The sequence below is a fragment of the Photobacterium damselae genome (genome assembly GCF_003026815.1).
Classification (GTDB): domain Bacteria; phylum Pseudomonadota; class Gammaproteobacteria; order Enterobacterales; family Vibrionaceae; genus Photobacterium; species Photobacterium damselae.
In genome coordinates this window covers 1-26109 of sequence record NZ_PYOG01000024.1, presented here as the reverse complement: position 1 = coordinate 26109, position 26109 = coordinate 1, and the positions used below count along the sequence as shown (strand labels likewise).

Sequence of the window (26109 nt, the reverse complement as noted above, 5' to 3'; positions counted from 1 at the left end):
TTTTATCAGCGCAAGCTTAAATTATGATAAGCCTAGCTTCTTCTCTAGATAGTGGATGTTTGCACCACCATGCTGGAAGTTTTCATCATTCATGATATCAAGCAGTAACGGTACGTTCACGTGAATACCTTCAATGATCATCTCACTTAGCGCATTCTTCATACGAGAGATAGCCACATCGCGGTTTTCTCCGTAAGTGATCAGTTTACCGATCATTGAATCGTAGTGAGGGGGTACAGTGTAGCCGGTGTAAATATGAGATTCCCAACGAACACCCATACCGCCTGGTGAATGGAAACGCTCGATCTTACCTGGTGATGGTAGGAAACGAACAGGATCTTCGGCGTTAATACGACATTCGATTGAATGGCCACGCAGTTTGATATCGTCTTGAGTGTATGACAGAGGTTGGCCTGCGGCGATGCGAAGCTGCTCTTTTACTAAGTCGATACCTGTCACCATTTCAGTGATAGTGTGCTCCACCTGAATACGGGTGTTCATCTCAATAAAGTAGAACTCGCCATTTTCATATAGGAACTCAAATGTACCCGCACCACGGTAACCAATTTCGATACATGCACGAGTACAACGCTCACCGATGTACTTACGCATTTCTTCAGTAATACCTGGAGCTGGTGCTTCTTCAACAACTTTCTGGTGACGACGCTGCATTGAACAGTCACGCTCACCTAGGTGAATAGCATTACCTTGACCATCAGCAAGCACTTGAACTTCAATATGACGAGGGTTTTCTAGGTATTTCTCCATATAAACCATGTCATTGTTGAAACACGCTTTTGCTTCTGCACGAGTCATTGCAATTGCTTCAACGATCTCTTTTTCGTTGCGAACCACACGCATACCACGACCACCGCCGCCACCAGAGGCTTTGATGATCACAGGATAACCGATGCGTTTTGCAATCGCTTTGTTCTTGTCTTCGTCGTTACCCAGTGGGCCATCAGAACCTGGAACACAAGGAACACCAGCTTTTTTCATTGCGTTGATTGCAGAAACTTTGTCGCCCATAAGACGAATGGTTTCTGCTTTAGGACCAACGAAAATGAAACCTGAACGCTCTACTTGCTCGGCAAAATCGGCATTTTCAGAAAGGAAGCCATATCCAGGGTGAATCGCAACGGCACCAGTGATTTCAGCAGCACTGATAATACGAGGAATATTTAGGTAACTTTCTGTACCACGAGCAGGGCCGATACAAACAGATTCATCAGCTAGCAATACGTGCTTAAGATCACGGTCAGCAGTTGAGTGAACTGCTACGGTTTTGATACCAAGCTCTTTACAAGCTCGCAAAATACGAAGAGCAATCTCTCCTCGGTTTGCGATAACTACTTTATCTAACATAATCGACCTCTATTACTCGATAACAAATAGAGGCTGATCGAATTCAACTGCATCGCCGTCTTTCGCTAGAATTGCAACGATAGTACCTGCTTTATCCGATTGGATCTGGTTCATCATCTTCATTGCTTCAACGATACATAGAGTGTCACCTACGCTTACAGATTGGCCGATTTCAGCGAACTTAGCAGCTTCTGGGCTAGGTGAACGGTAGAAAGTACCTACCATAGGAGAAAGAACTTTGTGGCCTGTAACTTCAGGTGCTGCTGCAACAGGAGCTTCAGCAGGAGCGGCTTGTACTGGCGCTGCAACAGGAGCTGCAGGTTGTGCTGGTGCGTAGTATTGCTGCGCAGGAACTACAGGAGCGGTGCTACGGCTGATGCGTACTGACTCTTCACCTTCTGAAATTTCAAGTTCTGCAATACCTGATTCTTCAACCAATTCAATTAGCTTCTTAATTTTACGAATGTCCATTATCTTTCTCTTTGTAATATTTTGTTCAGTTAGCTGTCTGATTGCAGGCGACGAACCGCAGCAGTCAGGGCGAATTCATAACCGTCTTTCCCCAATCCACAAATTACTCCAACCGCTTTATCGGAAAGGTAAGAGTGGTGACGAAATGGCTCCCGAGCGTGAACGTTAGACAGATGCACTTCAATAAATGGAATCGCCACACCAAGTAGGGCATCACGAATAGCAACGCTGGTATGGGTAAATGCGGCTGGATTGATGATGATAAAGTCTACCTTGCCGTAGGCTTGATGGATGGCATCAATAATCTCGTGCTCAGCATTGGATTGAATGTGCTCTAAAGTCACACCGAGTTCGGTTGATTTGGCAGTTAGAGCGGACACGATACTGTCTAAGCTATCATTGCCATAGTGTCCTGGCTCTCGCAGACCCAATAGATTTAGATTTGGGCCATTGATCAATAAAATTCGTTTAACGGTCGACATCTTGACGTAATTTCACTCTTTTTAGGCGATTTAGTTAAGTAAGTTGCAAATCTCTGCAACTGGGCTTCCTTGTGTCCGTTTTATACGCTGCCAAATTAAGTTTGTTTAGCGATTATAGAGATTTCACCGCAAATCGCAGCAAAATACTGGTCTAATCACCACTTTTTTCTGCTAACACGTGTACGCTGTATTAGTTTGGAGGTGTTGAATTAGACGCCGTTTAACATAACAAGTTCATTTCGATAAGCCTAGGAAATCCCAATGTTTTTCATTTTTTGTGATGCTTTGTCATACAAGGATCAAAAATACTGAAAAAGCATGAAATAAAAATGAGAAATCAGCAGCAGAAAATGTACTGAATCCATAATAAAGCAGTGAAAAATTCACCAACTGAAAGCAATTTCTTGCCTGAGCGCAGTGATACCGACCTAGAATTGAATGAAAAAAGAGCCCAATAGAGAAGTTGGGCTCAACTGGATAGATGGAGGGTATTGCGGTGGTAATGGCTATAAGAGCTGCTGTTTTTCTGCGATCAGTTTTTCAACCACACTTGGGTCGGCGAGGGTTGAGGTATCACCTAAGTTACTGGTATCTCCGGTGGCAATTTTACGAAGAATTCGACGCATAATTTTGCCCGAGCGCGTTTTGGGTAAGGCATCTGTCCAGTGAAGAAAGTCTGGTGTTGCGATAGGCCCAATCTCTTTTCGCACCCAATCTTTGACTTCTTTATGCAGCTGAGCGCTAGGTATTTCGCCGTCATTTAGCGTGATGTAGGCATAAATAGCTTGGCCTTTTATTTCATGTGGAACCCCAACAACGGCAGCTTCTGCAATTTTATTAAAGGCAACCAGAGCCGATTCAATTTCAGCGGTTCCCATCCGGTGACCTGAAATATTCAATACATCATCTACTCGGCCTGTTATCCAATAGTAATCATCTTCATCACGACGAGCGCCGTCGCCAGTAAAATACATGCCAGCAAAGGTAGAGAAATAGGTTTGTTCAAAGCGCTCGTGGTCACCCCAGAGAGTCCGCATTTGCCCTGGCCATGAATCGAGCATAACTAAGTTACCCTCGGTTGCTCCTGGCAAAATATTACCAAGATTATCGACTAAGGCCGGTTGTACGCCAAAGAAAGGTCGTGTTGCTGAGCCCGGTTTTAGATCGGTCGCTCCTGGTAGTGGGGTAATTAAGATGCCGCCCGTTTCGGTTTGCCACCAAGTATCAACAATAGGGCAACGGCTGTCTCCGATTGTGCGGTGATACCACTCCCATGCTTCTGGATTAATCGGTTCACCAACCGAGCCCATAATACGCAGTGAGTGGCGTGAAGTATCAACGATGGCTTCATCTCCTTTTGCCATTAAGGCTCGAATTGCAGTCGGTGCGGTATAGAGGATATTTACTTGATGTTTGTCGACGACTTGGCTCATTCGATTTGTGGCTGGATAATTAGGGACACCTTCAAACAGTAAGGTTGTTGCTCCGTTGGCAAGAGGACCATAAACCAGATAACTGTGTCCGGTTATCCAACCCACATCAGCGGTACACCAATAGATATCACCTTCTTGATAGTCAAAGACATACTTAAAGGTAAGGGAGGTATAAACCAAATAACCTCCCGTAGTATGAAGCACTCCTTTCGGTTTTCCGGTTGAGCCTGAAGTATAGAGAATAAACAGTGGGTCCTCGGCATTCATCGCTTCTGGTTCACAGTGGGTTGAAGCAACTGCAGTGATGTCATCCCACCACACATCACGCTCACTAAACCACTCAACAGGGCTGCCGGTGCGTTTTAATACCACAACTTTTTCCACTGAAATGACCTCAGGATGCAGTAAAGCTTGATCGACATTCTGTTTAAGAGGTACAGCACGCCCACCTCGGACGCCCTCATCTGCGGTGATCACAACTTTTGCATTGGAGTCGATTATTCGTCCCGCAAGAGCTTCAGGAGAGAAGCCACCAAATACAATGGTGTGGACAGCACCTATGCGAGTACAGGCCAACATCGCGACTGCGGCTTCTGCGACCATCGGCATGTATAAGCACACAACATCCCCTTTGCGTACGCCTTGGCTTTTTAGGGCATTGGCAAATTGACAGACTTGCTGGTGGAGTTCGTTGTAGGTGATATGAGCGTGATCGTTGGGATCATCACCTTCCCAAATGATTGCAACCTGATCCCCTTTGGTTGGTAGGTGGCGGTCAATACAGTTTGCAGAGACATTAAGTTCTCCATCTTCAAACCATTTAATGCTGACATGGCCCGGATCGTAAGAGGTATTTTTCACTTTGCTATAAGGGGTTATCCAATCCAGTATTTTGCCTTGTTCGCGCCAAAAGCCTTCAGGGTTGATGATCGATTGTTGGTACAGCTCGCGGTATTGCTCATCGTTAATGTGGGCTTGATTAGCTAGTTGAGCATTAACGGGAAAAATATGTGCTTCACTCATTCGGTTCTCCTTGAGTTGACTCGCGATGTCCATTTACAGAATTAGTCGATTAGAGGTCTCACTTGTTAATAATTTGTGATAGAAGAAGGTGTTTTACAATTAGACTTTAGGCGCATAGGGTAAGATTGGGTGCTACCTAATAGCATTGCAGAGGTATTACATTGACTTTTGTGCTCTAGATAAGTGATTTTGATGTGGCATTTAGTATGAATAGGAATGCTATTTTTGCGTTTGATAGCACAAAAGAGAGGGCGTGATTTAGGCATAATATGTGCTCTTTATCACGTTCTTTAATTTTCAGGATGATTCATGTTTCGTAGCAGCCCATTTAGTTGGACTTCTCAATATTTGGTTGGTTTTTTCTTCTCCTACGGGGTCTATTTACCTTTTTGGGCATTATGGTTTGCTCACATTGGGGTTGATGCCGCAGATATCGGTGTTTTATTAGGTTTAGGTTTTGCGGTTCGTTGTGCTGCCAACCTTGTCTTGACGCCTCGCATTCATAAAGTGAGCCACCTAATTCCAGCATTACGCGGCTTTAGCTTATTAGGGCTTATCTCCTGTATTGTTTATATTTACTGCGGTGGAAGTTTGTGGGCACTTACATTGGTTACCACCTTCTTTAACCTTGCCGCTGGCCCTGTTGTTCCTATCTCCGATGCTCTTGCCAATCACTATGCTAAAGATGGTCATCTTGACTATGGACGTACACGTTTATGGGGCTCGATTGCTTTTATTGCGGGCTCTACTGTCGTGGGTTTAATGGCTGACCGTTATGGTGCTGACGTAATTCCTTGGGTCGCAGCCGCTGGTTTGGCATTTGCTTTACTTCGTACCATGCATCTACCTGCCATTGTCCCTGTTGATGATCAAGAACAAGATCAGGTACGACCGGCTGTTTTGAGTTTATTAAAAGATCCAACGGTACTGCGCTTTTTGCTGATCAATGCCCTAATTCAAGGTAGCCATGCAGCTTATTACGGCTTTAGCTCTATTTATTGGAAGGAAGTGGCGGGCTTTAATGAAGCGACCATTGGTTACCTTTGGAGTTTCAGTGTGGTCGCAGAAGTCGCTATCTTTGCCGTTAGTAAGCACTTATTTTCTGGTTGGACAATTACCAACATGTTCCGTCTCGCTGCTGTTGGTGTACTGATTCGCTGGGGGGTAACCGCATCGAGTACCGACCTTTGGGTAATGTTTGCGGTGCAGTCGTTACACGCCATTACGTTTGCTACCGCGCATTTGGCTGCAATTCGCTATATTCAACATGCACCAAGCAATCAGATGGTGGCATTACAGGCGTTGTATAATGCGATTCCATTAGGGGCTGTTATGGCAGTTCTGACCACATTGAGTGGATGGATTTATGGTATTTGGAGCGCAGATGTTTTCTGGGTAATGGCGGTGATGGCGCTGCCTGTCTTCTTTATGAAAATGGAACCTAAGCGTCACACTAATTATGCCGAGCAAGCAAAAGCTTCTGCCTAATTGAATGTAACAAACGAATAAAAATAAATAGCGGCTCACGAAAGCCGCTATTTTTTCATCTGTACGATTGAGACTTAGCTGGTTTCTCCGTAGGCTTTAACAAAAAAGCAACACGCTAAGTTTGTTAAAGGAAGGAAGCATGAGCCAAGGATGGGTCGTCACTTTAATTTCATTGGGTTATTTGATCGTCTTATTTGGTATTGCTTGGTATGGCGATAAAAAACGGCAGTGGTTAGCACGCTGGCGACCTTGGATTTATAGCCTCTCTATTGCGGTTTATTGTACCTCGTGGACTTTCTACGGCACGGTTGGGCAAGCCAGTGATGATACCTGGTCTTTTGTTCCAATATATCTTGCACCGATTCTGGTTTTTGTCTTTGCATGGCGAGTGCTAGCGCGGATTATCTTAATTGCTAAGCGCGAGCATATTACTTCCATTGCCGACTTTATTGCCGCTCGTTATGGTAAATCTCAAGCCTTAGCGGTCGCAGTAACCTTAATTGCACTGTTGGGCATTTTGCCTTATATCGCACTGCAATTGCGAGGTATAGCCCTTGGGGTTGAACAAATTGCTCCTCAGTTATCTCAGACGTTAGTTCAAAAGTGGGGGCGTGTTGATTTTATGTTCATGCTTACCTTGCTGCTTGCTCTGTTTACGATAGTCTTTGGCTCGCGACATATCGATACAACAGAGCATCACCGTGGTTTAATGTTAGCGGTAGCCTTTGAGTCGCTATTAAAGTTAGTGGCCTTTTTGTTGCTAGCTGGGTTTGCTGTGTTCTGGCTGATTCAACCGCCAGTCAGTTCAACCATACTTTCAATGTCATCATTTAGTTGGCAGGCTCCTAATTGGCCAACCTTCGCCATTCATACTCTGCTGGCGATGACGGCAATTATCTGTTTGCCGCGTCAGTTTCATACCATAGTGGTCGAAAATCAGCAGCCTAAAGATCTGCATTTAGCACGCAAGGTATTTCCTCTTTATCTACTATTGATGGGGTTGGGTGTTTTACCTATAGCCATTTTAGGTCAGCAACTCTTACCTACGGTTTCAGCCGATACTTTAATCATTAACTTACCGCTCTATTTGCAACATAACTGGTTGGCTATTTTAACTTTTTTAGGGGGAACATCTGCCGCTGCTGGAATGGTGATTGTTTCAACCATTGCCCTTGCCATTATGTTATCGAACGACTTAGTCTTGCCATTATTGCTGCGTCGCTTACCGATCCCGCAACGCAGTTTTAAAGCCTTTTCTCAAGTGCTGTTAAAAATTCGTCGGCTATTAATTGGCTTGGTTCTATTGGCAGCATGGGGCGTTGCTTTAGCTTTAGAATCTATCTCTTCGTTGGCAACCATTGGTCTATTAGCTTTTGCGGCGATGGCACAATTTGCTCCTGCATTAATTGGCGGTATTTATTGGCGTAAAGGCAATCGTAACGGGGTGTTTTGTGGTTTAGCCGTGGGGATTACACTCTGGTTATTAACCTTAATGCAGCAAGCTGATCTACTGGCGGGCAATGGTGAAACAAATGTGGTGTTATGGCTTTTAACCCCTCCGCCAACTCTATTGGCGGCTGAGGTGTCGATAACCGATTGGGGGATGTTTCTCAGCTTGTTAGCCAATTTGCTGTGTTATGTTGTGGTGTCATTACTATCGCGTGCCAGCTTAACAGAACGATTGCAGGCCGCCTCCTTTGTTGGGGTTCCAGTACCAGAGCAAGATAGTGGTCGTTTATATCAAACTCGCGTTACTGTCGCTGAATTAGAAATGCTGGTGGCCCGTTTTGTTGGTCGAAAACGGACTCGTCAGGCTTTTGCGCAATACAGTCAACAACATCAGCCCTTAGTCTCTTCCCAGCTGGCTTCAGCCAATTTAATTCGTCATACCGAACGGATGCTAGCTGGAGTGTTTGGAACCTCGACAGCACGTTTAGTATTAAGCTCGGCTCTAGAGGGGCGAAATATGCAGTTAGAAGAGGTGGCAACCATTGTTGATGAGGCTTCTGAACTGTTTGATTTTAGTCGTGGCTTATTACAAGGTGCGATTGAACATATTAGCCAAGGCATTGCTGTTGTTGATAAAAAACTGTATTTGGTTGCGTGGAATCAGCGTTATTTGGAGTTGTTTCACTTCCCTGCAGGTTTAATTCAAGTTGGGCGACCGATAGAAGATGTTATTCGGCATAATGCGCAAATGGGTTTGTGTGGTCCGGGAGATCCTGAATGGCATGTGGCAAAACGAGTGGAACATTTAAAACGAGGTACCGCCCATACCTCATCTCGCATTCGTCCTGATGGGCAAGTAATCGAGGTTCAAGGAAATCCGATGCCAGGTGGCGGCTTTGTGATGAGTTTTACCGATATTACGGCTTTTCGCCAAGCGGAAGGTGCATTACAAGAAGCGAATGAAAATCTTGAAGCGCGTGTTCAACAACGGACCCAGCAGTTAGAACAATTAAATCGTCGCCTAGTGGTTGCGACTCAGCAAGCAGAGCGACAAGCACATTCAAAAAGCCGTTTTTTGGCCGCAGTGAGTCATGATCTTATGCAGCCCTTAAATGCAGCTAAATTATTTTCATCTTCTCTGGCAGAGGTGGCTCAAGATCCTGAAAGTCAGCAACTGGCGCGCCATATTGAAAGCTCATTAGAAGCGGCTGAAGATCTTATTTCAGATCTGTTGGATATTTCACGATTAGAAGCGGGTAAGCTTAATACTCAAGTACATGCTTTTGCATTAAGTGATGTGTTAAATACATTAAATGCCGAGTTTAACGCTTTAGCTCAGCAGCAAGGAACTCAGTTTTCATTGATCAATACGCAAGCTATGATCTACTCCGATCCTAAGTTATTACGTCGCGCATTACAGAATTTTTTAACAAATGCATTGCGTTATAACCCAGGAGGAAAAGTGTTGCTTGGCGTTCGCCGTAAAAGGGATGATTTATTGATTGAAGTTTGGGATAACGGGCCGGGTATTGAAGCGAGTAAACAAGCACAAATTTTTGATGAGTTTACCCGTTTTGATCAAGATATTAAGGGACAAGGACTGGGGTTAGGATTAGCAATAGCAAAAGGTATTGCTCGGGTGCTAAATCATTCACTCGATCTGCGTTCTTGGCCCGGCAAAGGAACGGTTTTCTCATTACAGGTATCGCGAGCTACCGTAGCGCAAGCTAAACCTATCGCTCGCACGACTTCTCAAGAAATGAGCCACTCTTTACAAGGGTTGCGAGTATTATGTGTTGATAATGAAGCCCCTATTTTAGCGGCGATGAAAGGCGTGTTGAGTCGTTGGCAGTGTGATGTTCGATTAGCTCCCGATTTATTTTCGGCTCTGCAGCATATTACGCCACAGTGGCAGCCTCAGGTGATCCTAACTGACTTTCATTTAGATCGAGGGCAAACGGGACTGGAAGTATTGCAGCAGTGTCGTTTACGACTGGGGCAAGAGTTTGCTGGGGTAGTGATCAGCGCAGACCGGACAACGGCAATCCAAGAACGGGTTAAGACTCAAGGGTTTGCCTATTTATCCAAACCAGTTAAGCCATTAAAATTGCGCGCATTATTGAACCAAATTACTCAGCAGCAAAAGAAACAGAGGCTATCTGAGCCCGTCTAATTTAATGGCGCTAAGTTAATTACCTTAGCGCCACATTGCGGTATGGGTATTTTACTCTGACCCATTACTCGTTAATGATCGTGGGCTTCTCCGGCTCCTTGAGGATAGCGAATAGACTCCACCATTTCTTGAACATCATTAGGTACTTCTGCCGTAAATTTATTGACCACAATTGCAACTACAAAGTTTAAACACATCCCCAGGGTACCAATGCCTTCTGGGCTGATCCCAAACCACCAATTTTCAGGTGTATTTGCTGCTGGATTGATGAATTTAAAATAGATGATGTAAGCCGTCGTAAAGGCGATACCAGCAATCATGCCTGAGATTGCTCCTTCTTTATTCATACGCTTATAAAAGATTCCTAAGATAATGGCAGGGAAGAACGAACTGGCGGCTAAGCCAAATGAAAAGGCAACAACTTGCGCCACAAAGCCTGGCGGGTTAATCCCCAGATAACCGGCACCAACTATTGCGACAATGGCCCCAAGCCGAGCCGCTAGGAGTTCTTGTTTGTCGGTCATATTAGGCTTGAAGCCTTTTTTCAGTAGGTCGTGGGAGATAGAGGTTGAAATAACTAACAGAAGTCCTGCTGCTGTTGATAGTGCGGCTGCTAACCCGCCCGCTGCCAGCAGTGCAACGACCCAATTGGGTAATTTGGCCAGCTCTGGACTTGCGAGCACAATAATATCGCGGTTGATGGTCATCTCATTACGATCATCGCCAGAGTAGAACATCTTGCCATCACCGTTTTTATCTTGCCATGAGACCAGCCCTGTCTTTTCCCAATTAGTGACCCAACTTGGCGCTTGTTCAGCACTGACTCCTTTCATGTCTGGACCGTTAATGGTGTCGATCAAATTGATTCTGGCAAAAGCGGCAACAGCAGGCGCTGTGGTGTATAAAATAGCAATAAAAATTAGAGCCCATCCGGCAGATATTCGAGCATCTTTAACTTTAGGGACGGTAAAAAAGCGAATAATAACGTGAGGTAGTCCCGCTGTTCCCACCATTAAGGCGGCACAAATAAAGAAGACATCAACTATACTTTTCGAGCCATCAGTATAGGCGGTAAATCCAAGCTCTTGAGTGATGCCATCGAGTTTTTCTAAGAGATAAGTTTCACTGCCATTAATCGTTGAACCAAAACCAATCTGTGGAATGGGAGATCCTGTGATCATCAAAGAGGTAAAGATCGCAGGAACCATAAAAGCAAAAATTAAAACACAATATTGAGCTACCTGAGTATAAGTGATCCCTTTCATGCCCCCCATAACGGCATAGAAAAAGACGATCCCCATTCCGATCATGATGCCCATATTAATATCAACTTCGAGGAAGCGCGCAAAGACGACACCAACCCCTCGCATCTGCCCTGCAACATAAGTAAAAGAGACAAAGATGGCGCAAAACACAGCAACCATACGGGCTGTTTTTGAGTAATAACGATCTCCGATAAAATCGGGGACTGTAAACTTACCAAATTTACGTAGGTAGGGGGCAAGGCACAGGGCTAATAAGACATATCCTCCCGTCCATCCCATGAGATACACGCCGCCATCATAACCAATAAAAGAGATAATTCCGGCCATGGAGATAAAGGAAGCGGCAGACATCCAATCTGCTGCGGTTGCCATCCCATTTGCTACGGGGTGAACGCCACCACCTGCCACGTAAAATTCACTGGTGGATCCTGCTCGTGACCAAATCGCAATACCGATATAGACAGCAAATGTGATTCCAACAATGATAAATGTCCAAGTTTGAATATCCATGTTCTCACCTTAGTCTTCTTGTACTTTGTATTTACGATCAAGGGCGTTCATGCGAAGCACGTAGACGAAAATTAAAATGACAAAAGCATAGATAGCGCCTTGTTGAGCAAACCAAAACCCCAGTTTAAATCCGCCAATCTGAATGGTATTTAGTGCATCAACAAATAAAATTCCGGCGCCATAAGAGACTAAAAACCAGATAGCGAGTAAGTTGCACATAGTGGTGAGGTTTTCCTTCCAGTAGGCCTCGGCATGATGTTTAGATTCAAATGCCATGGTTATCTCCTTGTCTGTTCTTGTTGGTTTGTTAATAAAATGTTTCAGTAAACCATAACAGTGGAATCAACAGTGCGCCGTGCAACTTTAGTCGAGCAAAAGATAAAAATAGCGATAAAAATGCCAGCGATCTTAGTGATTCGCTGGCATAAAAAAAGAGGAGTATTAGCCAAAAGTCTAACTGGCTAGATAAAAGTCTCGAATCCCGATTAATAAGTTATTTAGGGCAACAGCAGCCAAAATAAGTCCCATCACTCGGCTGATAATCGCAGCACCCACATCTCCGATATAGCGTTGGATTTTACTCGCTCCTAGTAGCAGGATAAGAGTGATGACTAACACACTTAGCATAACGGAGGTTGTGATAGCTTGGTCGATAAATGAATAGCGGTTGTTATCGGTTAGCATCACAACTGCCATCATGGCTCCTGGGGATGCAATAGAAGGTACAGCAAGTGGGTAAACCGCTAATGCACCAAGTTCTGAATGTTGTAATTCTTGTTCGCTAAGTTTGCACTCTTGCTCAACTTTGCTCTCACCAAAGATCATTGTTAGAGCAAATAAGAGTAGTACTAATCCGCCAGCCGCTTGAAAAGCTGGCAGTGGGATCTGCATAGCCTCTAGTAATATTTGGCCAACAATAACAAAAAAGAGCAAAATTCCGGTAGCAATAAGTATGGCTTTGATAGCAACCAAGCGGCGTTGATGTGGGGATAGATGGTGGGTTTGGGATAGATAAACCGGGATCGAACCAATAGGATCAATCACAGCCCATATTAAAACAAACTGAGTAAGCAAAACGCTGAGCATAGCATATCCCCTATATTGTTTAGGCCAGATATCATTGTAGCGAATAACTGCTTAATTATTATCCTAATTTTTAATATTTCTGTAAGGTTTTTTTACAAAACAATATTTTGAAGCAAGATAACTGCTTGAGTTCGGTTAGTGACACTTAATTTACGAAATATGGCGGTCATATGGGCCTTGATTGTGGCTTCAGAGACATCAAGCTCATAGGCAATTTGCTTATTGAGCAATCCATCTGCCAGCATTTTTAGTACCTTGAGTTGCTGCGGTGTTAATGTCGCTATTTTTTCTACCAGTTCATCGGTTTCATCGAGAGCATCAATATCGGTTGGGAAGTAATTGTCACCTGCTAATACTTGGTTGAGTGCTCCATGTAATGCTTTCATACCACTGGATTTAGGAATAAAACCAAAGGCGCCGTGACGATAGACTTGTTTTATGATTGCGGGCTCTTCACTGGCTGAGACCACTACGATAGGCAGATCTGGATAACACTGTCTTAATTCTATCAGCCCCGACATTCCATTTGCGCCTGGCATTTTAAGATCAAGTAAGAGTAAATCGACATCAAGATGGTGTTTTTCAAGTAGGCGTTGCAGTGAGGATAAAGAGTCAGCTTCTAATAAAGTGACTCCGCCAATGGCAAGATGAACCGACTGAAGCAGAGCACTGCGAAATAGCGGGTGATCATCGGCAATGATTATTGTGTATTGAGCATCCATACTCGTTCACCTTCATCCATGAGTTTGATTTTACACGTCAGTTTGTATCTGTCGGCGATATGACTACTACGCTAGCATTGGCATTTACTGCAAATCAATTTCTATTGCGCTAACTAAGAGCTGGATCATTGTTCCGTTAGCCCTTTACGCATGAAATCAATAAAACAACTGATATGAGCAGGCGTATATTCTAATCGCTGATACAACATATAGATTGGTCTAGACGGTGAGTACCAATCGGTCATTAACGTTTTGAGTGCTCCTCGTTGTAATGCATCTGCCACTACATAATTGGGTAAGCATGCTATTCCCAATCCTGCAATCGCGGCTTGTTTAACGCTATTAAGATCGGCAATGGCTAAGCGTACAGGCGAGTTCACCCACAGTGTGTCTGGATGCTGCTGAATATCATCATGACGCAAGGCCCACTCAAATTCAGGAACGGTTGCTAAACGCTCATGTTGATAAAGATCGTTAGGATGCTGTGGCGTATCATTCTTTGCTAAATAGCAGGGCGAGGCCACTAAAATACGTTGCGACTGACCAATTGTTGCGGCAGCGAAACTGGAATCAGGTTGATGGCCAACACGAAAAACCACATCGTATTGTTCTGGGCTGTAATCGTGGTGCTGATTAGAGAGATGGTTTAATGAGAGCGTGACTTCAGGATACAAACTGAGAAACTCATTAAATAGCGGCATCAGTTTGTAAGTCAGTAAACCTACAGGCGCTGAAATTCGTAGTGCTCCACGAGGCTCTGAATGTGAAATATCATCTAACTCTAAGGTAGCAACTTCGAGTTCTTTAATTAAAGGTTCGCATCGTTCAACATAATTTTGGCCAAGAGGCGTAAGGGCAACATTACGACTATCTCGCAATACCAATTGACTGCCAAGTGTATCTTCTAAGCGTTGTAAACGACGGCTTAAGGTTGTTGGTGGGATATCTAACGCCTGAGCTGCACTGCGAAAACTGCCGTGTTTTGCAATAGCAATTAAGGTTCTTAGATCATCAAGCTTCATCCCATTTTTGCATCGCTGCATAACGATTTTACCTCTATAACCTAAGTAGTTATGGGACTACTATAGAGCTACAGGCTTTCCTGTCTTAAGCCTAGTTTGTAGCAAAAACTGAGACATACTCGAATGGTTGTTTTGGGAATAACCGCCATTCGAACCAAGAACAATAACGTATGGGAATCCGTTATTGTTCGATGTCTTTGCCCACGGATGGGTAAAGATGTATTCTTTTCTTTTATATCACTTCTCGTCACATTTCTGTGAGAAATTCATTTTAATCTCTTGTGTTAAGCGCATTTTTAAGCATTCTGCTCGAACCTCGAACCTCGAACCTCGAACCTCGAACCTCGAACCTCGAACCTCGAACCTCGAACCTCGAACCTCGAACCTCGAACCTCGAACCTCGAACCTCGAACCTCGAACCTCGAACCTCGAACCTCAGATATAAAAAAGGCCACCCGAAGGCAGCCTTTTCCAATCAACTGAATGATTACAGTAGCATACCGCCAACAACAAAGCCTAGTGCAACAGACGTTGTAATTGTTACCACACCAGGAACAAAGAATGGGTGGTTAAATACTAGGTTACCGATACGAGTTGAGCCAGTGTCATCCATTTCAACCGCAGCTAGTAGCGTTGGGTAAGTAGGAAGAACAAATAGCGCACTTACTGCTGCAAATGATGCAATTGCAGTTACTGGAGATACGCCAATCGCTAGCGCCGCAGGCATAAGAGCCGTTGTTGTTGCACCTTGAGAGTAAAGCAGCATAGATGCAAAGAACAGTACAAGAGCTAGCATCCATGGGTAGTCGCTTAGTAGTGCGCCTGCCACTTCTTTGATGCCATCAACGTGTGCGTTAACGAAAGTAGAACCTAACCATGCCACACCAAGTACACAGATACATGCTGTCATACCAGAACGGAACGTTGGTGCTTGAGCGATAAGAGATGCGTCAATCTTAGTTGTAAGAACAATCGCAGCAGCAGCGGTTAGCATTACTGTCATGATTGCTTCGTTACGACCTAGAGTTGGGTTTTCAATTAGGCCAATAGAGTGAGAGATTGCCGCTGCATAACAAACAACGAAAACAATCGCAGCAATAAAGATGTAAGTTGCGCGTTTTGCTTCTGGTTTGATTTCACGACGAGTCTTGTTCTCTAGGCTAATTAGACCTTTCGCTAGACGCTCTTGATAAACAGGATCGTCTTTTAGGTCACAACCCATGAAGTTTGCTACAAATGCACCAACCATACAGGCAGCAAAAGTTGTTGGAATACAGATAGCAAGTAACGTGATGTAACTAACGCCTAGTGGCTCAAGGATACCAGAGAAGAACACAACTGCCGCTGAAATTGGAGATGCTGTGATTGCGATTTGAGAAGCAACAACAGCGATAGATAGTGGGCGAGAAGGACGGATACCTTGACCTTTAGCAACTTCTGCAATTACTGGAAGAGTAGAGAATGCAGTGTGGCCAGTACCAGCCATTAGTGTCATTAGGTAAGTTACGATCGGTGCGTAGAAAGTAATACGCTTTGGATTCTTACGCAGAAAATCTTCTGCAAGTTGAACTAGCCAGTCCATACCACCGGCAACTTGCATTGCGGCAATCGCGGTAATTACTGACATGATAATAAGGATAACGTCTACTGGAATGAAAGATTGGCTGGTTGGAACACCGAGGATAAGGGAAAGTACGATTACACCTGCACCACCGGCAAAGCCGATACCAATACCGCCGATTCGAGCGCCTAAGAAGATAAACGCGAGAACGACAAACAGTTCTACACCGATCATAATTAAATGGTCCTGTCTTAAAAGTAAAAAAAACGAGTTTTATGGGAATTTGTAGCTAAAAAAAGCGGATTCTCATCCTGAAAATCCGCCTTATTATATCTTTAAACTCAATTAGTTGTAACGTTTAGCTTTGTACTCTGGGTGCATTAGGTTTTGCACAGAGAAGATATCGTCTAGTTGTTCTTCAGTTAGAAGACCACGCTCTAGAACTACTTCACGTACGCTCTTACCTGTTTCTGCACAGATCTTACCAACGATATCGCCTTCATGGTGACCAATGAATGGGTTTAGGTAAGTTACGATACCGATTGAGTTAAATACGAATGCTTCACAAGTTTCTTTGTTCACTGTGATGCCGTCGATGCACTTGTCACGTAGGTTGATACAAGCGTTCTTCAATAGGCTGATAGATTCAAATACAGCTTGACCGATAACAGGTTCCATTACGTTTAGCTGAAGCTGACCTGCTTCTGCTGCAAATGTTACTGTAGTGTCGTTACCGATAACCTTAAAGCAAACTTGGTTAACCACTTCTGGGATTACTGGGTTAACTTTTGCTGGCATGATAGATGAACCAGCTTGCATTTCAGGTAGGTTGATTTCGTTAAGACCAGCACGAGGACCTGAAGATAGTAGACGAAGGTCGTTACAGATCTTAGATAGTTTCACAGCAGTACGCTTAAGTGCACCGTGAACCATTACGTAAGCACCACAGTCAGAAGTTGCTTCGATTAGGTCTTCTGCAGGAGTACATGGTAGACCTGTGATTTCAGCAAGACGCTTAACCGCAAGCTCTTGGTAACCTGTTGCTGCGTTTAGACCAGTACCGATAGCTGTTGCACCTAGGTTAACTTCAAGAAGAAGCTCTGCAGTGTGCTTAAGGTTTTTGATCTCTTCTTTTAGTAGAACACCAAATGCGTGGAATTCTTGACCTACAGTCATAGGTACTGCGTCTTGAAGCTGGGTACGACCCATCTTAAGAACGTTAGCAAACTCAACACCTTTTGCATCAAATGCATCTTTTAGGTAGCTGATTGCTTCAACCATGTCGATGATGCTGTTGTATACAGCAACACGGAAACCAGTTGGGTATGCACAGTTAGTAGACTGAGACTTGTTTACGTGATCGTTAGGGTTAACGATGCTGTATTCGCCTTTTTCTTTGCCCATTAACTCTAGAGCAAGGTTAGCAACAACTTCGTTAGTGTTCATGTTTACAGATGTACCAGCACCACCTTGGAATACGTCAGATGGGAACTGATCCATGCACTTACCAGTTTCTAGGATTAGGTCACATGCTTTGATGATGTAATCACCAACTTCTGAAGGGATAGCGCCTAGTTCTTTGTTTGCCATTGCAGCAGCTTTCTTAGTGAAAACCATACCACGAACAAATTCAGGAACATCTGAGATAGTAGTGCTAGAAATGTTGAAGTTTTCAACAGCACGAAGGGTGTGGATACCCCAGTATGCGTCGGCAGGAACGTGACGTTCGCCAAGTAGATCTTCTTCGATACGAGTTGCAACGTTCATTGTTGCTTCATTTTTTTCAAGATCAATCATCTGAGACATATGTTTAGCCTTTTGGGAATCTGCTAATAAATAAAATTCAATTAAGAGCCACTTTTAGAGCGCGAATCCATTCCGCAAAATTGGCTAGATGATCGTACCTGACATCTTTACTTGGCCCTGATAATACTCTCCTTTAGTGGTAAAAACATAACCCAGATCACTTTTTTGACCGACATGAAAATCTTTGCATTAAAATGAGATCATGCTCACAAATCCTGTTAACATCGAATATGTATTTGGGTTGAAAAATGACAAGAAGTGACAAAATGTGAAAAAGTTGTTTTCGTCCTCTTTTGACAAATCAAAATGCGAAAGAATGGGTGAGGCTTGAAGTATTTGCTAACCAATAAATCGAGTTGTCACACAGACACCGGCTAGGAGTAATGCCATAATAGAGAGTGTGGATTACTTACTGTTATTGGTAGTGTAGACGTGTGGCTGCCAGTAAATGATTGAGGTTATTTGTGTTTCCAATTCTATTGTTACTGTTTATTTTTGTTCCCATTATTGAAATTGCCCTCTTTATTCAAGTAGGGGGATTTCTTGGGTTATGGCCAACCATTGCTTTAGTGTTAATCACCGCTATTGTTGGTGCATCGTTAGTGAGAAGCCAAGGACTAGCAACATTAACATCGGTACAAAATCGCTTACAGCAAGGGGAGTTACCAGCACAACAGATAGTGGAAGGAGTCATGCTAGCTGTTGCTGGGGTATTGCTGTTAACCCCTGGTTTTATGACAGATTGCATGGGAATGACCATTTTGTTACCAGCACCTCGAGCATGGTTAGCAAAGCAGTTAATGCAACGAGTCAAAGTACAAGGTATGGGGCAGTCGTCAGGGTTTAGCGGGAGCTTTGGTAGTGGTTTTCAGCAAGGACCTTTTGATTCAGATTTTGGTTCGCACGCTGATCAAGGTGATACCTTCGATGGCGAATATGAACGTAAAGATGATAATAAGTCATCAGACAATAATCACAGATTACGATGACTGAATCCGCATAGTAAAAATGCAAATCGATGAATATAAAAAAGGCAGCTTAGGCTGCCTTTTTTGTTAATGCTGTTAATATTTTATTTGGCCTAAAAATGCTTATAAATTGACTGTTTTAGTGAATTCTATGCATCATTTACTAAGGTGGTTTGTCGTAATCGATGAGCATAAACAAAAGCCAAAATACCGCAAATAATATTGGCGATTGTGATACCAATAAACAGGCCTTCAGTCCCATCAAAGTAACAACCTAACCAAGCTAAAGGCAATAAAAAGCCAAACAAGCGCAGTAGATTCCAGATAAGAGCATGAGTGGTTTTATGTAAGGCATTTAGCGCACTGATCAAAAGCATACATACTGCTTGTAATCCATAGCTCACCGGCACAACCAACAGATAATGCCACAGCTGATCGCGTACGGCGTTGTCTTGGCTAAACAGCGATGACAGTGGCCAACTTAAAGGCACCATGGCAATAAAGACGAGCATTTGAAATACGATGGCAAACTTCATCGCTGTAAATAGGGCTGCAAAGGCTCGCTTGGGGTTATCAGCCCCTAAGTTTTGCGCCATAAATGGCATTAGTACAGAACCTAGGGACATCATGACAATAACCAGTAAAGACTCAATGCGCATTGCTGCACCATAAGCTGCGACAGAAACAGTACCTTGTGTTGCAAGAAGAGCCATCAGCAGTGCACCAGAGATTGGATTTAACGCATTTGATAGGGCTGCGGGGGTTCCGACATGCAAAATTTGTTTCCAGTCGGCACTAAGCCATTTGCGATCTGGGCGTGTGAGCAGTTTTTCTCTCTTATTTAGCAGATACAGTGAAAGAGCTAAAGCCACAGCCCAACTGATCCCGCTAGAGATTGCCGCACCTTTTACACCTAGCTCAGGAAATGGGCCGTAACCAAAAATTAACAAAGGATCTAAGATCCCGTTGATCAAGCCAGCGAGCATCATGATCTTGGCTGGACTTTTTGCATCTCCTGTTGCGCGTATTGCACTGTTTCCTGCCATAGGAATGACAAGTAGGGGAATAGCCAGATACCACACACTCATATATTGATGAATAATGGGTAATAAAGAAGGTTCTGCTCCAAGCAAAGTAAAGAGCGGATCGATCGTAAAGAAACCGATCATGGCGGCAATACTCATTAATACCAAAGCAAGCAGTAAACCGTGAGTGGTAAAACGGGCTGCGCTTTGACTGTCACCTCGGCCTAATAATCGCCCTAAGCTGGTAGAGATACCAACGCTGACTCCCATAGTGATGCTATTAAGCGCAAAAGTAATGGGAAAGGTAAAGCTCACTGCGGCCAAAGCTTGAGTGCCTAGCAGTGAAACAAAGAAAGTATCGACGAGATTAAATAGTAAAATTGCGACCATTCCAAAGATCATTGGAATAGTTAGTCGTCGTAAAACATCGGGAATAGGCTCAGATAATAAACCGTGTTTATCTAAGCGGGGTTCTGTTGCCATAGTCGTCTCATGTATGAAATGCCTGTCCACCCTAAAGCAAAGAGTGTGATCGAGCAAAAGTTCTGGCACAAATAGCGAAAAAAATCTTGGGCTAGGACTTGGGATCTAAAAAAACGACCCAACATGTCTAAATAACAGAAAAATCAGCACCAGTAATACGTTATTGGGACTGATCCTTTCATTTTTATGGATATTACCAAAATCAGGAGAGACGACCGATGAATATTCGTCCTTTACATGACCGAGTTATCGTTGAACGCAAAGAAGTTGAATCGAAGTCAGCTGGTGGCATCGTTTTAACTGGTTCGGCTGCAGAAAAATCTACCCGAGGCACTGTGCTTGCGGTAGGTAATGGCCGTATTTTAGAAAATGGCTCAGTTCAACCACTGGACGTTAAAGTTGGCGATACTGTTATCTTTGCAGAAGGTTACAACACTAAGACTGAAAAGATTGACGGTAAAGAAGTTCTCATCATGTCTGAAAACGACATTATGGCAATTGTTGAATAATCCGATCACTTCAAATTAATAATTAAGAAAGGAAGACGAACATGGCAGCTAAAGACGTAAAATTTGGTAACGATGCACGTATCAAAATGCTTGAAGGTGTAAACGTTCTAGCAGACGCTGTAAAAGTAACATTAGGCCCTAAAGGTCGTAACGTTGTATTGGATAAATCATTTGGTGCACCAACTATCACTAAAGATGGTGTATCTGTTGCGCGTGAAATTGAATTGGAAGACAAATTCCAAAACATGGGCGCACAAATGGTTAAAGAAGTCGCATCTCAAGCAAACGATGCTGCTGGTGACGGCACTACAACGGCTACAGTACTGGCTCAAGCAATTATCACTGAAGGTCTAAAAGCGGTTGCTGCGGGTATGAACCCAATGGATCTTAAGCGTGGTATCGACAAAGCAGTAGTTGCTGCTGTTGAAGAGCTAAAAGCACTATCTGTTCCTTGTGCTGACACTAAAGCGATTGCTCAGGTAGGTACTATCTCTGCAAACTCTGATGCAACTGTGGGTAACCTAATTGCAGAAGCTATGGATAAAGTTGGTCGTGATGGTGTTATCACGGTTGAAGAAGGCCAAGCGCTACAAGATGAGTTAGATGTAGTTGAAGGTATGCAGTTCGATCGCGGTTACCTATCTCCATACTTCATCAACAACCAAGAAGCAGGTGCGGTGGAGCTAGAAAGCCCATTTATCCTTCTTGTTGATAAGAAAATCTCTAACATCCGTGAGCTATTACCAGCACTAGAAGGCGTTGCAAAAGCATCTCGTCCTCTACTGATCATCGCTGAAGATGTTGAAGGTGAAGCACTAGCGACACTGGTTGTGAACAACATGCGCGGCATTGTTAAAGTTGCTGCTGTTAAAGCTCCTGGTTTTGGTGATCGTCGTAAAGCAATGCTACAAGATATCGCGGTTCTAACTGCAGGTACTGTGATTTCTGAAGAAGTAGGCCTAGAGCTTGAGAAGGTTCAACTAGAAGATCTTGGTCAAGCTAAGCGTGTAACTATTACTAAAGAAAACACTACAATCATCGACGGCTTCGGCGAAGAAGAGATGATTGCAGGTCGTGTTGCTCAAATTCGCCAACAAATCGAAGATGCAACATCAGACTACGACAAAGAAAAACTTCAAGAGCGTGTCGCTAAACTTGCTGGCGGTGTTGCCGTGATTAAAGTTGGTGCCGCAACTGAAGTTGAAATGAAAGAGAAGAAAGACCGCGTTGAAGATGCTCTTCATGCAACTCGTGCTGCAGTTGAAGAAGGTGTTGTTGCCGGTGGTGGTGTTGCTCTTATTCGTGCCGCATCTAAACTAACTGAGCTTACTGGTGATAACGAAGAACAAAACGTAGGTATTCGTGTTGCTCTTCGCGCAATGGAAGCTCCAATCCGTCAAATCACTAAGAATGCGGGCGACGAAGAATCTGTTGTTGCTAACAATGTGAAAGGCGGCGAAGGTAACTACGGTTACAACGCGGCAACGGGCGAATACGGCGATATGATTGACATGGGTATCCTAGACCCAACAAAAGTAACGCGTAGCGCACTTCAGTTCGCAGCCTCTGTAGCAGGTCTTATGATCACAACAGAAGCTATGGTTACAGACCTACCACAGAAAGATGCTGGTGTACCTGATATGGGTGGCATGGGCGGAATGGGTGGTATGGGCGGCATGATGTAAGAAAGCTCATATGCCTGATGTCATTGTAAATCAGTGACTTAGCATGACACATGAGACTGATCGTGTCACGTATGTATTACGGTCAGTCTCACGTTTATATCACGATTTTCCACCTGCTATTCCTTCTTAGTTCTAACATCCCTCGACTACTACAACACATAAGGCATCCTATAGGCCATTATTAGAGCCTTTACAGAGCCGTTTATATCTCTTGCTGTCTTGGCATCACCTATGCGCTCAGCGTGCTTTATAGAACGCTCTAGTAGCATCCGCAATCCTCATAGCTAGCTCAGTTGTTTAACTGCCATCAGATATACTGTGCTCAACCTCATTTGCATAGGGGGAACTATCGGAGGGTAGGGAACGCATTCACGATTACGGCGTCCCATACTTTTCACACAAAACGTGTGGATGAAAATTTCATTTCATTTTATTGGATTGGCTGGGTTTTTAAATAATGTGATTAAAGTGTTATTTGCTTCAATAAGGTGATTAATTCATCCACGGGTTCTGATGAGGTATATACAAAATATGGAATATTTAAAGTTTCAGCAACTTCAGCAGACACTGTCTTTTCAGCTGATTGAAGTTCGTTTAATTTAGTAAGGCTAAGGGCCTTTCCATCCCTATTTATCAAACGCTCTCTTATTATTGAAGTCTCACAACAGATATTCACGATTGCTTTTGGAGCAATAGATTTAAATACAGACTGATCTAGCTGTATGACATTTTCTAATTTATCTATTAGACAGAAGTGACCATCTAGTAGATAAACCTTATCCTTAATGTTTTCTATGGCTTTCAGTAGAACTTCTTGGTTGCGACTAGCATTATCTATTTTCTTTGACGTTTCTACATAATCTGAATTTTGCTTAATAAGATCACTACATGAATAGTGACGAAAACCTAAATGATTCGTGATCTTATTACATAAAGTTGTTTTACCAACACCATGTATCCCAGAAATGAAAATAGTCGTTGCCATTACATATCCTCCGCTTACAGATTTAAGTATGAGCAGCATACAATGAATAATTGGCTTGATTTTTGAGCTATGTTTAGATTTGTGCAACTATATTGGTATAATTGATTTTTTATTCAACTAAATCAGCACGCTATGTCTGATTGTTGAGGGGCATTGGCTTGAGGTGAGATGAATGGACAACTTGAGGCTTCAGAAATTTAAAGACATTAGTATTGATGATAAGTTCTTTGGTTCACTCAAAGAGAGCTATAAAGAGTTTAGTGATTGGTTTCACAAGAAAGCGGAAGATTCGGCACTTGTTTTGTACAATGAACAAAATGAAATCGAAGGCTTCTTATTCTGCAAGTTTGAATGTGGGCCAGGTGACGATACTACCCCTCTCCTACCTGATAGCAATCATATGAAGGTCGGTACCTTTAAGTTCAACCCACAAGGAACTCGTCGAGGTGATCGCTATTTGAAAAAGATTTTTGACTATGCATTAGCCCATTCATCAAATGTGCAAGACATTTATGTTACTGTGTTTGAGGAAAAGCATGGTTACTTGGTTAATCTTTTTAATCGCTATGGTTTTGAACACTATGGGACAAAACCGTCGAAAAATGGTGTAGAGCAAGTGCTGCTCAGAGACTTGAATAAAACACATAACGATGTAGACAAAGACTACCCATTCATTCACTGTAAAGATAGTAGAAAGTACCTATTAGGTATATATCCTGAACACCATACAAAACTCTTCCCTGATTCTAGACTCTTTACGGAATCACCTAATATAGTAAAAGATATCTCACACTCAAACAGTATCCATAAAATCTACATTTGCCAAATGAGGGCTGTCATGGAACTTCAAAGAGGTGATGTGATTGTTATCTATCGAACTGGAGATGGTAGAGGAGCTGCGGAATATAGGGCTGTTGCAACTTCACTTTGTGTCGTCGAAGGTGTACATACTATCGACACTTATGAAAACGAAGAACACTTCGTAAGTGAGTGTGTCAAGTTTAGTGTGTTTAGTGAGAAGGAACTACGACAAATATACAGAGAGCGTCGATACAATTATGTTATTAATTTTACCTACAATGTAGCTCTACCGAAGAGACCTATTCGAAAAACCTTAGCTGAACAAGTTGGCTTAAATAGAGAAGATCGCTGGGGCTTCTTGGAGTTGTCTGATCAACAGTTCCAAGAGTTAATAAGAGTTGCAGAGGTTGACCCTAAATTTATTAGAGCCTAGTTGAAGCACAACTCTGAATTACAATCTAGATACTTAAATGATTGAGGGGCTTTGAAGCCTCTCTCTTTTTCATATGGATTTATTGGTTCAGGATATCTCCTTAAGTCTTTGATCTGTATTGCATAAGCAACTTCCCTGTCAGAGAAGTACTCATCAAAGAACTTTTGGTTAATACCTGAAACAGCTTTAGTTTCTTCCCATAGCTCCTTAGGATGTTTGGCTAGAATTTCACCAATAGCGAACTCCCCAACTATCTTACCTTCAGGCATTGTTGAGTAAATAACCACAGATCTAACCTCAGGGCGTTTGAATACAGCTTTTCTATACTCGAACAACTTCTCTCCGGAAAAAATTTTCTCAACAAACTCTGGCTTAATGGAAAGTAGAACCTTCATTATCTTAACTCTCGATATGACGCAAGTTGCGAATACTAAACTTTTAACCTCAATATTTCACCTATTATAGGTCAGCATTTGAATATTATTACTCGAGCATTGGAAAAATTCGAATTATCTATCACTGTATCCATATACAGTACTATGGCCATTAGTTTATGTCTATCAGTAAGTTGCCGTAGTGCTAAGTATGTCCACAACAAAGTTGAGTATGATTCAGTACATTATTGTGCTAACGGACACCTAAAGACGGCTTTATAGTTACCTCTAAATGATGTTTGCGCTGGTGTTAAGCCGTTGTATATTATTAGTTTATTGTTCTATAGTGACCGCTTTGAGATACGTACGGTCACTTGTGACCTCTTAGCGAGACAGCTACTACTGATAACTCCCTCTAGGATGTTTCATTAGGACATATCGCTAAGGCATAACCCACTACTGATAACAGCATTAAAGACCAAATCCGTTAAGACCTCCGCAACGTTTACCGCATGTAATCGCTAGGGGATTCACTAGATCCGATTAGAAGTCGCCAGCATCGCTGGCTGTGTATTTCAAGGTAACGGCTTCTTCATCCCACTTACGCTTAACCACCAGTCCTAACGCTCCCTTGTCAAGACGACCTAGAGCTTTCCTGAAGGCGCTAGGATTCTTAGCGATGAGCGATGGAACTGGTAAGAGACCTCCTGACGCTCAAACTTTTCATCACTTAAGCCACCGGCATACTCCTTACCGTTGTAGGCATCAGCCAGTCTCCTGATTAAAGGGAATCCATCTTTATCAAAGTCATTCAAGGACAAGAGCACGTACTTATCAAACAGACGTCCCTGTAAGGCTTCAGTTGTAGTGGTCAACAAATACTGGCCACAGTATTAGAGGTTAACCAATATAATCGTTCGGATTCATTCGGTGTTAATCCGCCATTATATTGATGTGGTCGTAATTGGCTGTAATAACCAATAATATATC

General features: G+C 43.2%; 21 protein-coding genes. 6 read left to right on the top strand and 15 right to left on the bottom strand.

Features of this window, described 5'->3' with window-relative positions; translation table 11 throughout:
• Nucleotides 1–21: 21 nt before the first annotated feature.
• The 4 genes from accC to acs form a co-directional block, all read right to left on the bottom strand.
• Nucleotides 22–1365, bottom strand: coding sequence for an acetyl-CoA carboxylase biotin carboxylase subunit (gene accC / locus CTN07_RS17170; RefSeq protein WP_005301757.1), 1344 nt, complete (start codon nucleotides 1363–1365; stop codon nucleotides 22–24).
• A gap of 12 nt (nucleotides 1366–1377) precedes the next feature.
• Nucleotides 1378–1836 carry an acetyl-CoA carboxylase biotin carboxyl carrier protein gene (gene accB, locus CTN07_RS17165; protein ID WP_005301753.1) on the bottom strand — a complete coding sequence of 153 codons (459 nt, stop codon included), beginning with the start codon at nucleotides 1834–1836 and terminating at the stop codon, nucleotides 1378–1380.
• Nucleotides 1837–1865: 29 nt separating this feature from the next.
• The gene (gene aroQ / locus CTN07_RS17160) at nucleotides 1866–2318 is read right to left on the bottom strand and encodes a type II 3-dehydroquinate dehydratase (protein WP_036764525.1); all 453 of its coding nucleotides are present in this window, start codon (nucleotides 2316–2318) and stop codon (nucleotides 1866–1868) included.
• A 506-nt stretch (nucleotides 2319–2824) separates the two neighbouring features.
• Nucleotides 2825–4774, bottom strand: coding sequence for an acetate--CoA ligase (gene acs, locus CTN07_RS17155; RefSeq protein ID WP_005301749.1), 1950 nt, complete (start codon nucleotides 4772–4774; stop codon nucleotides 2825–2827).
• Nucleotides 4775–5083: 309 nt separating this feature from the next.
• Between acs and CTN07_RS17150 the strand changes: the two genes are divergently transcribed.
• Both CTN07_RS17150 and CTN07_RS17145 read left to right on the top strand, forming a co-directional pair.
• Entirely contained in the window at nucleotides 5084–6262 is a 1179-nt protein-coding gene (locus tag CTN07_RS17150; RefSeq protein WP_005301746.1) for a 3-phenylpropionate MFS transporter, read from the top strand.
• 139 nt (nucleotides 6263–6401) lie between these two features.
• Nucleotides 6402–9884, top strand: a complete 3483-nt coding sequence (locus tag CTN07_RS17145; RefSeq protein ID WP_005301743.1) for a PAS domain-containing hybrid sensor histidine kinase/response regulator — start codon at nucleotides 6402–6404, stop codon at nucleotides 9882–9884.
• Between the two features lie 71 nt (nucleotides 9885–9955).
• On the opposite strand, the gene CTN07_RS17140 is transcribed toward CTN07_RS17145, so the two are convergent.
• From CTN07_RS17140 to aspA, 7 genes are all read right to left on the bottom strand, one after another.
• A complete protein-coding gene (locus tag CTN07_RS17140) occupies nucleotides 9956–11659 on the bottom strand; it encodes a sodium:solute symporter family protein (protein ID WP_005301741.1) in 1704 nt (567 codons plus the stop codon).
• A gap of 9 nt (nucleotides 11660–11668) precedes the next feature.
• On the bottom strand, nucleotides 11669–11935 hold the full coding sequence (locus CTN07_RS17135) for a DUF4212 domain-containing protein (protein WP_036764522.1): 267 nt from the start codon (nucleotides 11933–11935) through the stop codon (nucleotides 11669–11671).
• A gap of 177 nt (nucleotides 11936–12112) precedes the next feature.
• The gene (locus tag CTN07_RS17130; RefSeq protein WP_005301738.1) at nucleotides 12113–12745 is read right to left on the bottom strand and encodes a MarC family protein; all 633 of its coding nucleotides are present in this window, start codon (nucleotides 12743–12745) and stop codon (nucleotides 12113–12115) included.
• A gap of 92 nt (nucleotides 12746–12837) precedes the next feature.
• Complete coding sequence (locus CTN07_RS17125; RefSeq protein WP_005301735.1) at nucleotides 12838–13467, bottom strand: LuxR C-terminal-related transcriptional regulator; 630 nt, start codon at nucleotides 13465–13467, stop codon at nucleotides 12838–12840.
• A gap of 125 nt (nucleotides 13468–13592) precedes the next feature.
• On the bottom strand, nucleotides 13593–14510 hold the full coding sequence (locus CTN07_RS17120; protein WP_005301733.1) for a LysR family transcriptional regulator: 918 nt from the start codon (nucleotides 14508–14510) through the stop codon (nucleotides 13593–13595).
• Nucleotides 14511–14976: 466 nt separating this feature from the next.
• Nucleotides 14977–16284 carry an anaerobic C4-dicarboxylate transporter gene (locus tag CTN07_RS17115; protein WP_005301730.1) on the bottom strand — a complete coding sequence of 436 codons (1308 nt, stop codon included), beginning with the start codon at nucleotides 16282–16284 and terminating at the stop codon, nucleotides 14977–14979.
• A 111-nt stretch (nucleotides 16285–16395) separates the two neighbouring features.
• Entirely contained in the window at nucleotides 16396–17856 is a 1461-nt protein-coding gene (aspA, locus tag CTN07_RS17110) for an aspartate ammonia-lyase (protein WP_005301728.1), read from the bottom strand.
• A gap of 464 nt (nucleotides 17857–18320) precedes the next feature.
• Between aspA and CTN07_RS17105 the strand changes: the two genes are divergently transcribed.
• Nucleotides 18321–18845: an FxsA family protein gene (locus CTN07_RS17105; protein WP_036764520.1), complete on the top strand. Its 525-nt coding sequence runs from the start codon at nucleotides 18321–18323 to the stop codon at nucleotides 18843–18845.
• A gap of 128 nt (nucleotides 18846–18973) precedes the next feature.
• Here CTN07_RS17105 and CTN07_RS17100 read toward each other — a convergent pair whose 3' ends face one another.
• A complete protein-coding gene (locus CTN07_RS17100; RefSeq protein WP_005301725.1) occupies nucleotides 18974–20332 on the bottom strand; it encodes an MATE family efflux transporter in 1359 nt (452 codons plus the stop codon).
• A 218-nt stretch (nucleotides 20333–20550) separates the two neighbouring features.
• Here CTN07_RS17100 and CTN07_RS17095 point away from each other — a divergent pair, with 218 nt between their 5' ends.
• Both CTN07_RS17095 and groL read left to right on the top strand, forming a co-directional pair.
• The gene (locus CTN07_RS17095) at nucleotides 20551–20841 is read left to right on the top strand and encodes a co-chaperone GroES (RefSeq protein WP_005301722.1); all 291 of its coding nucleotides are present in this window, start codon (nucleotides 20551–20553) and stop codon (nucleotides 20839–20841) included.
• A gap of 41 nt (nucleotides 20842–20882) precedes the next feature.
• Nucleotides 20883–22526 (top strand): chaperonin GroEL, encoded by a 1644-nt coding sequence (groL, locus tag CTN07_RS17090; protein WP_005301718.1) that lies wholly within the window; start codon nucleotides 20883–20885, stop codon nucleotides 22524–22526.
• A 463-nt stretch (nucleotides 22527–22989) separates the two neighbouring features.
• On the opposite strand, the gene CTN07_RS17085 is transcribed toward groL, so the two are convergent.
• Nucleotides 22990–23511, bottom strand: a complete 522-nt coding sequence (locus tag CTN07_RS17085; protein ID WP_005301715.1) for an ATP-binding protein — start codon at nucleotides 23509–23511, stop codon at nucleotides 22990–22992.
• Nucleotides 23512–23683: 172 nt separating this feature from the next.
• Between CTN07_RS17085 and CTN07_RS17080 the strand changes: the two genes are divergently transcribed.
• Nucleotides 23684–24745 (top strand): hypothetical protein, encoded by a 1062-nt coding sequence (locus CTN07_RS17080; RefSeq protein WP_005301712.1) that lies wholly within the window; start codon nucleotides 23684–23686, stop codon nucleotides 24743–24745.
• Here the strand turns inward: CTN07_RS17080 and CTN07_RS17075 are convergent.
• A complete protein-coding gene (locus tag CTN07_RS17075) occupies nucleotides 24742–25140 on the bottom strand; it encodes an ASCH domain-containing protein (RefSeq protein WP_036764519.1) in 399 nt (132 codons plus the stop codon). The two genes, CTN07_RS17080 and CTN07_RS17075, sit on opposite strands and share 4 nt — an antisense overlap.
• Nucleotides 25141–25763: 623 nt before the next feature.
• Complete coding sequence (locus CTN07_RS22700) at nucleotides 25764–25946, bottom strand: hypothetical protein (RefSeq protein WP_146154892.1); 183 nt, start codon at nucleotides 25944–25946, stop codon at nucleotides 25764–25766.
• Nucleotides 25947–26109: the final 163 nt, after the last annotated feature.

Bases quoted from the DNA above. Each gene is read 5' to 3' on its own strand.
- accC (WP_005301757.1), bottom strand. From the start codon at position 1,365: ATGTTAGATAAAGTAGTTATCGCAAACCGAGGAGAGATTGCTCTTCGT.
- accB (WP_005301753.1), bottom strand. From the start codon at position 1,836: ATGGACATTCGTAAAATTAAGAAGCTAATTGAATTGGTTGAAGAATCA.
- aroQ (WP_036764525.1), bottom strand. From the start codon at position 2,318: ATGTCGACCGTTAAACGAATTTTATTGATCAATGGCCCAAATCTAAAT.
- acs (WP_005301749.1), bottom strand. From the start codon at position 4,774: ATGAGTGAAGCACATATTTTTCCCGTTAATGCTCAACTAGCTAATCAA.
- CTN07_RS17150 (WP_005301746.1), top strand. From the start codon at position 5,084: ATGTTTCGTAGCAGCCCATTTAGTTGGACTTCTCAATATTTGGTTGGT.
- CTN07_RS17145 (WP_005301743.1), top strand. From the start codon at position 6,402: ATGAGCCAAGGATGGGTCGTCACTTTAATTTCATTGGGTTATTTGATC.
- CTN07_RS17140 (WP_005301741.1), bottom strand. From the start codon at position 11,659: ATGGATATTCAAACTTGGACATTTATCATTGTTGGAATCACATTTGCT.
- CTN07_RS17135 (WP_036764522.1), bottom strand. From the start codon at position 11,935: ATGGCATTTGAATCTAAACATCATGCCGAGGCCTACTGGAAGGAAAAC.
- CTN07_RS17130 (WP_005301738.1), bottom strand. From the start codon at position 12,745: ATGCTCAGCGTTTTGCTTACTCAGTTTGTTTTAATATGGGCTGTGATT.
- CTN07_RS17125 (WP_005301735.1), bottom strand. From the start codon at position 13,467: ATGGATGCTCAATACACAATAATCATTGCCGATGATCACCCGCTATTT.
- CTN07_RS17120 (WP_005301733.1), bottom strand. From the start codon at position 14,510: ATGCAGCGATGCAAAAATGGGATGAAGCTTGATGATCTAAGAACCTTA.
- CTN07_RS17115 (WP_005301730.1), bottom strand. From the start codon at position 16,284: ATGATCGGTGTAGAACTGTTTGTCGTTCTCGCGTTTATCTTCTTAGGC.
- aspA (WP_005301728.1), bottom strand. From the start codon at position 17,856: ATGTCTCAGATGATTGATCTTGAAAAAAATGAAGCAACAATGAACGTT.
- CTN07_RS17100 (WP_005301725.1), bottom strand. From the start codon at position 20,332: ATGGCAACAGAACCCCGCTTAGATAAACACGGTTTATTATCTGAGCCT.
- CTN07_RS17095 (WP_005301722.1), top strand. From the start codon at position 20,551: ATGAATATTCGTCCTTTACATGACCGAGTTATCGTTGAACGCAAAGAA.
- groL (WP_005301718.1), top strand. From the start codon at position 20,883: ATGGCAGCTAAAGACGTAAAATTTGGTAACGATGCACGTATCAAAATG.
- CTN07_RS17085 (WP_005301715.1), bottom strand. From the start codon at position 23,511: ATGGCAACGACTATTTTCATTTCTGGGATACATGGTGTTGGTAAAACA.
- CTN07_RS17080 (WP_005301712.1), top strand. From the start codon at position 23,684: ATGGACAACTTGAGGCTTCAGAAATTTAAAGACATTAGTATTGATGAT.
- CTN07_RS17075 (WP_036764519.1), bottom strand. From the start codon at position 25,140: ATGAAGGTTCTACTTTCCATTAAGCCAGAGTTTGTTGAGAAAATTTTT.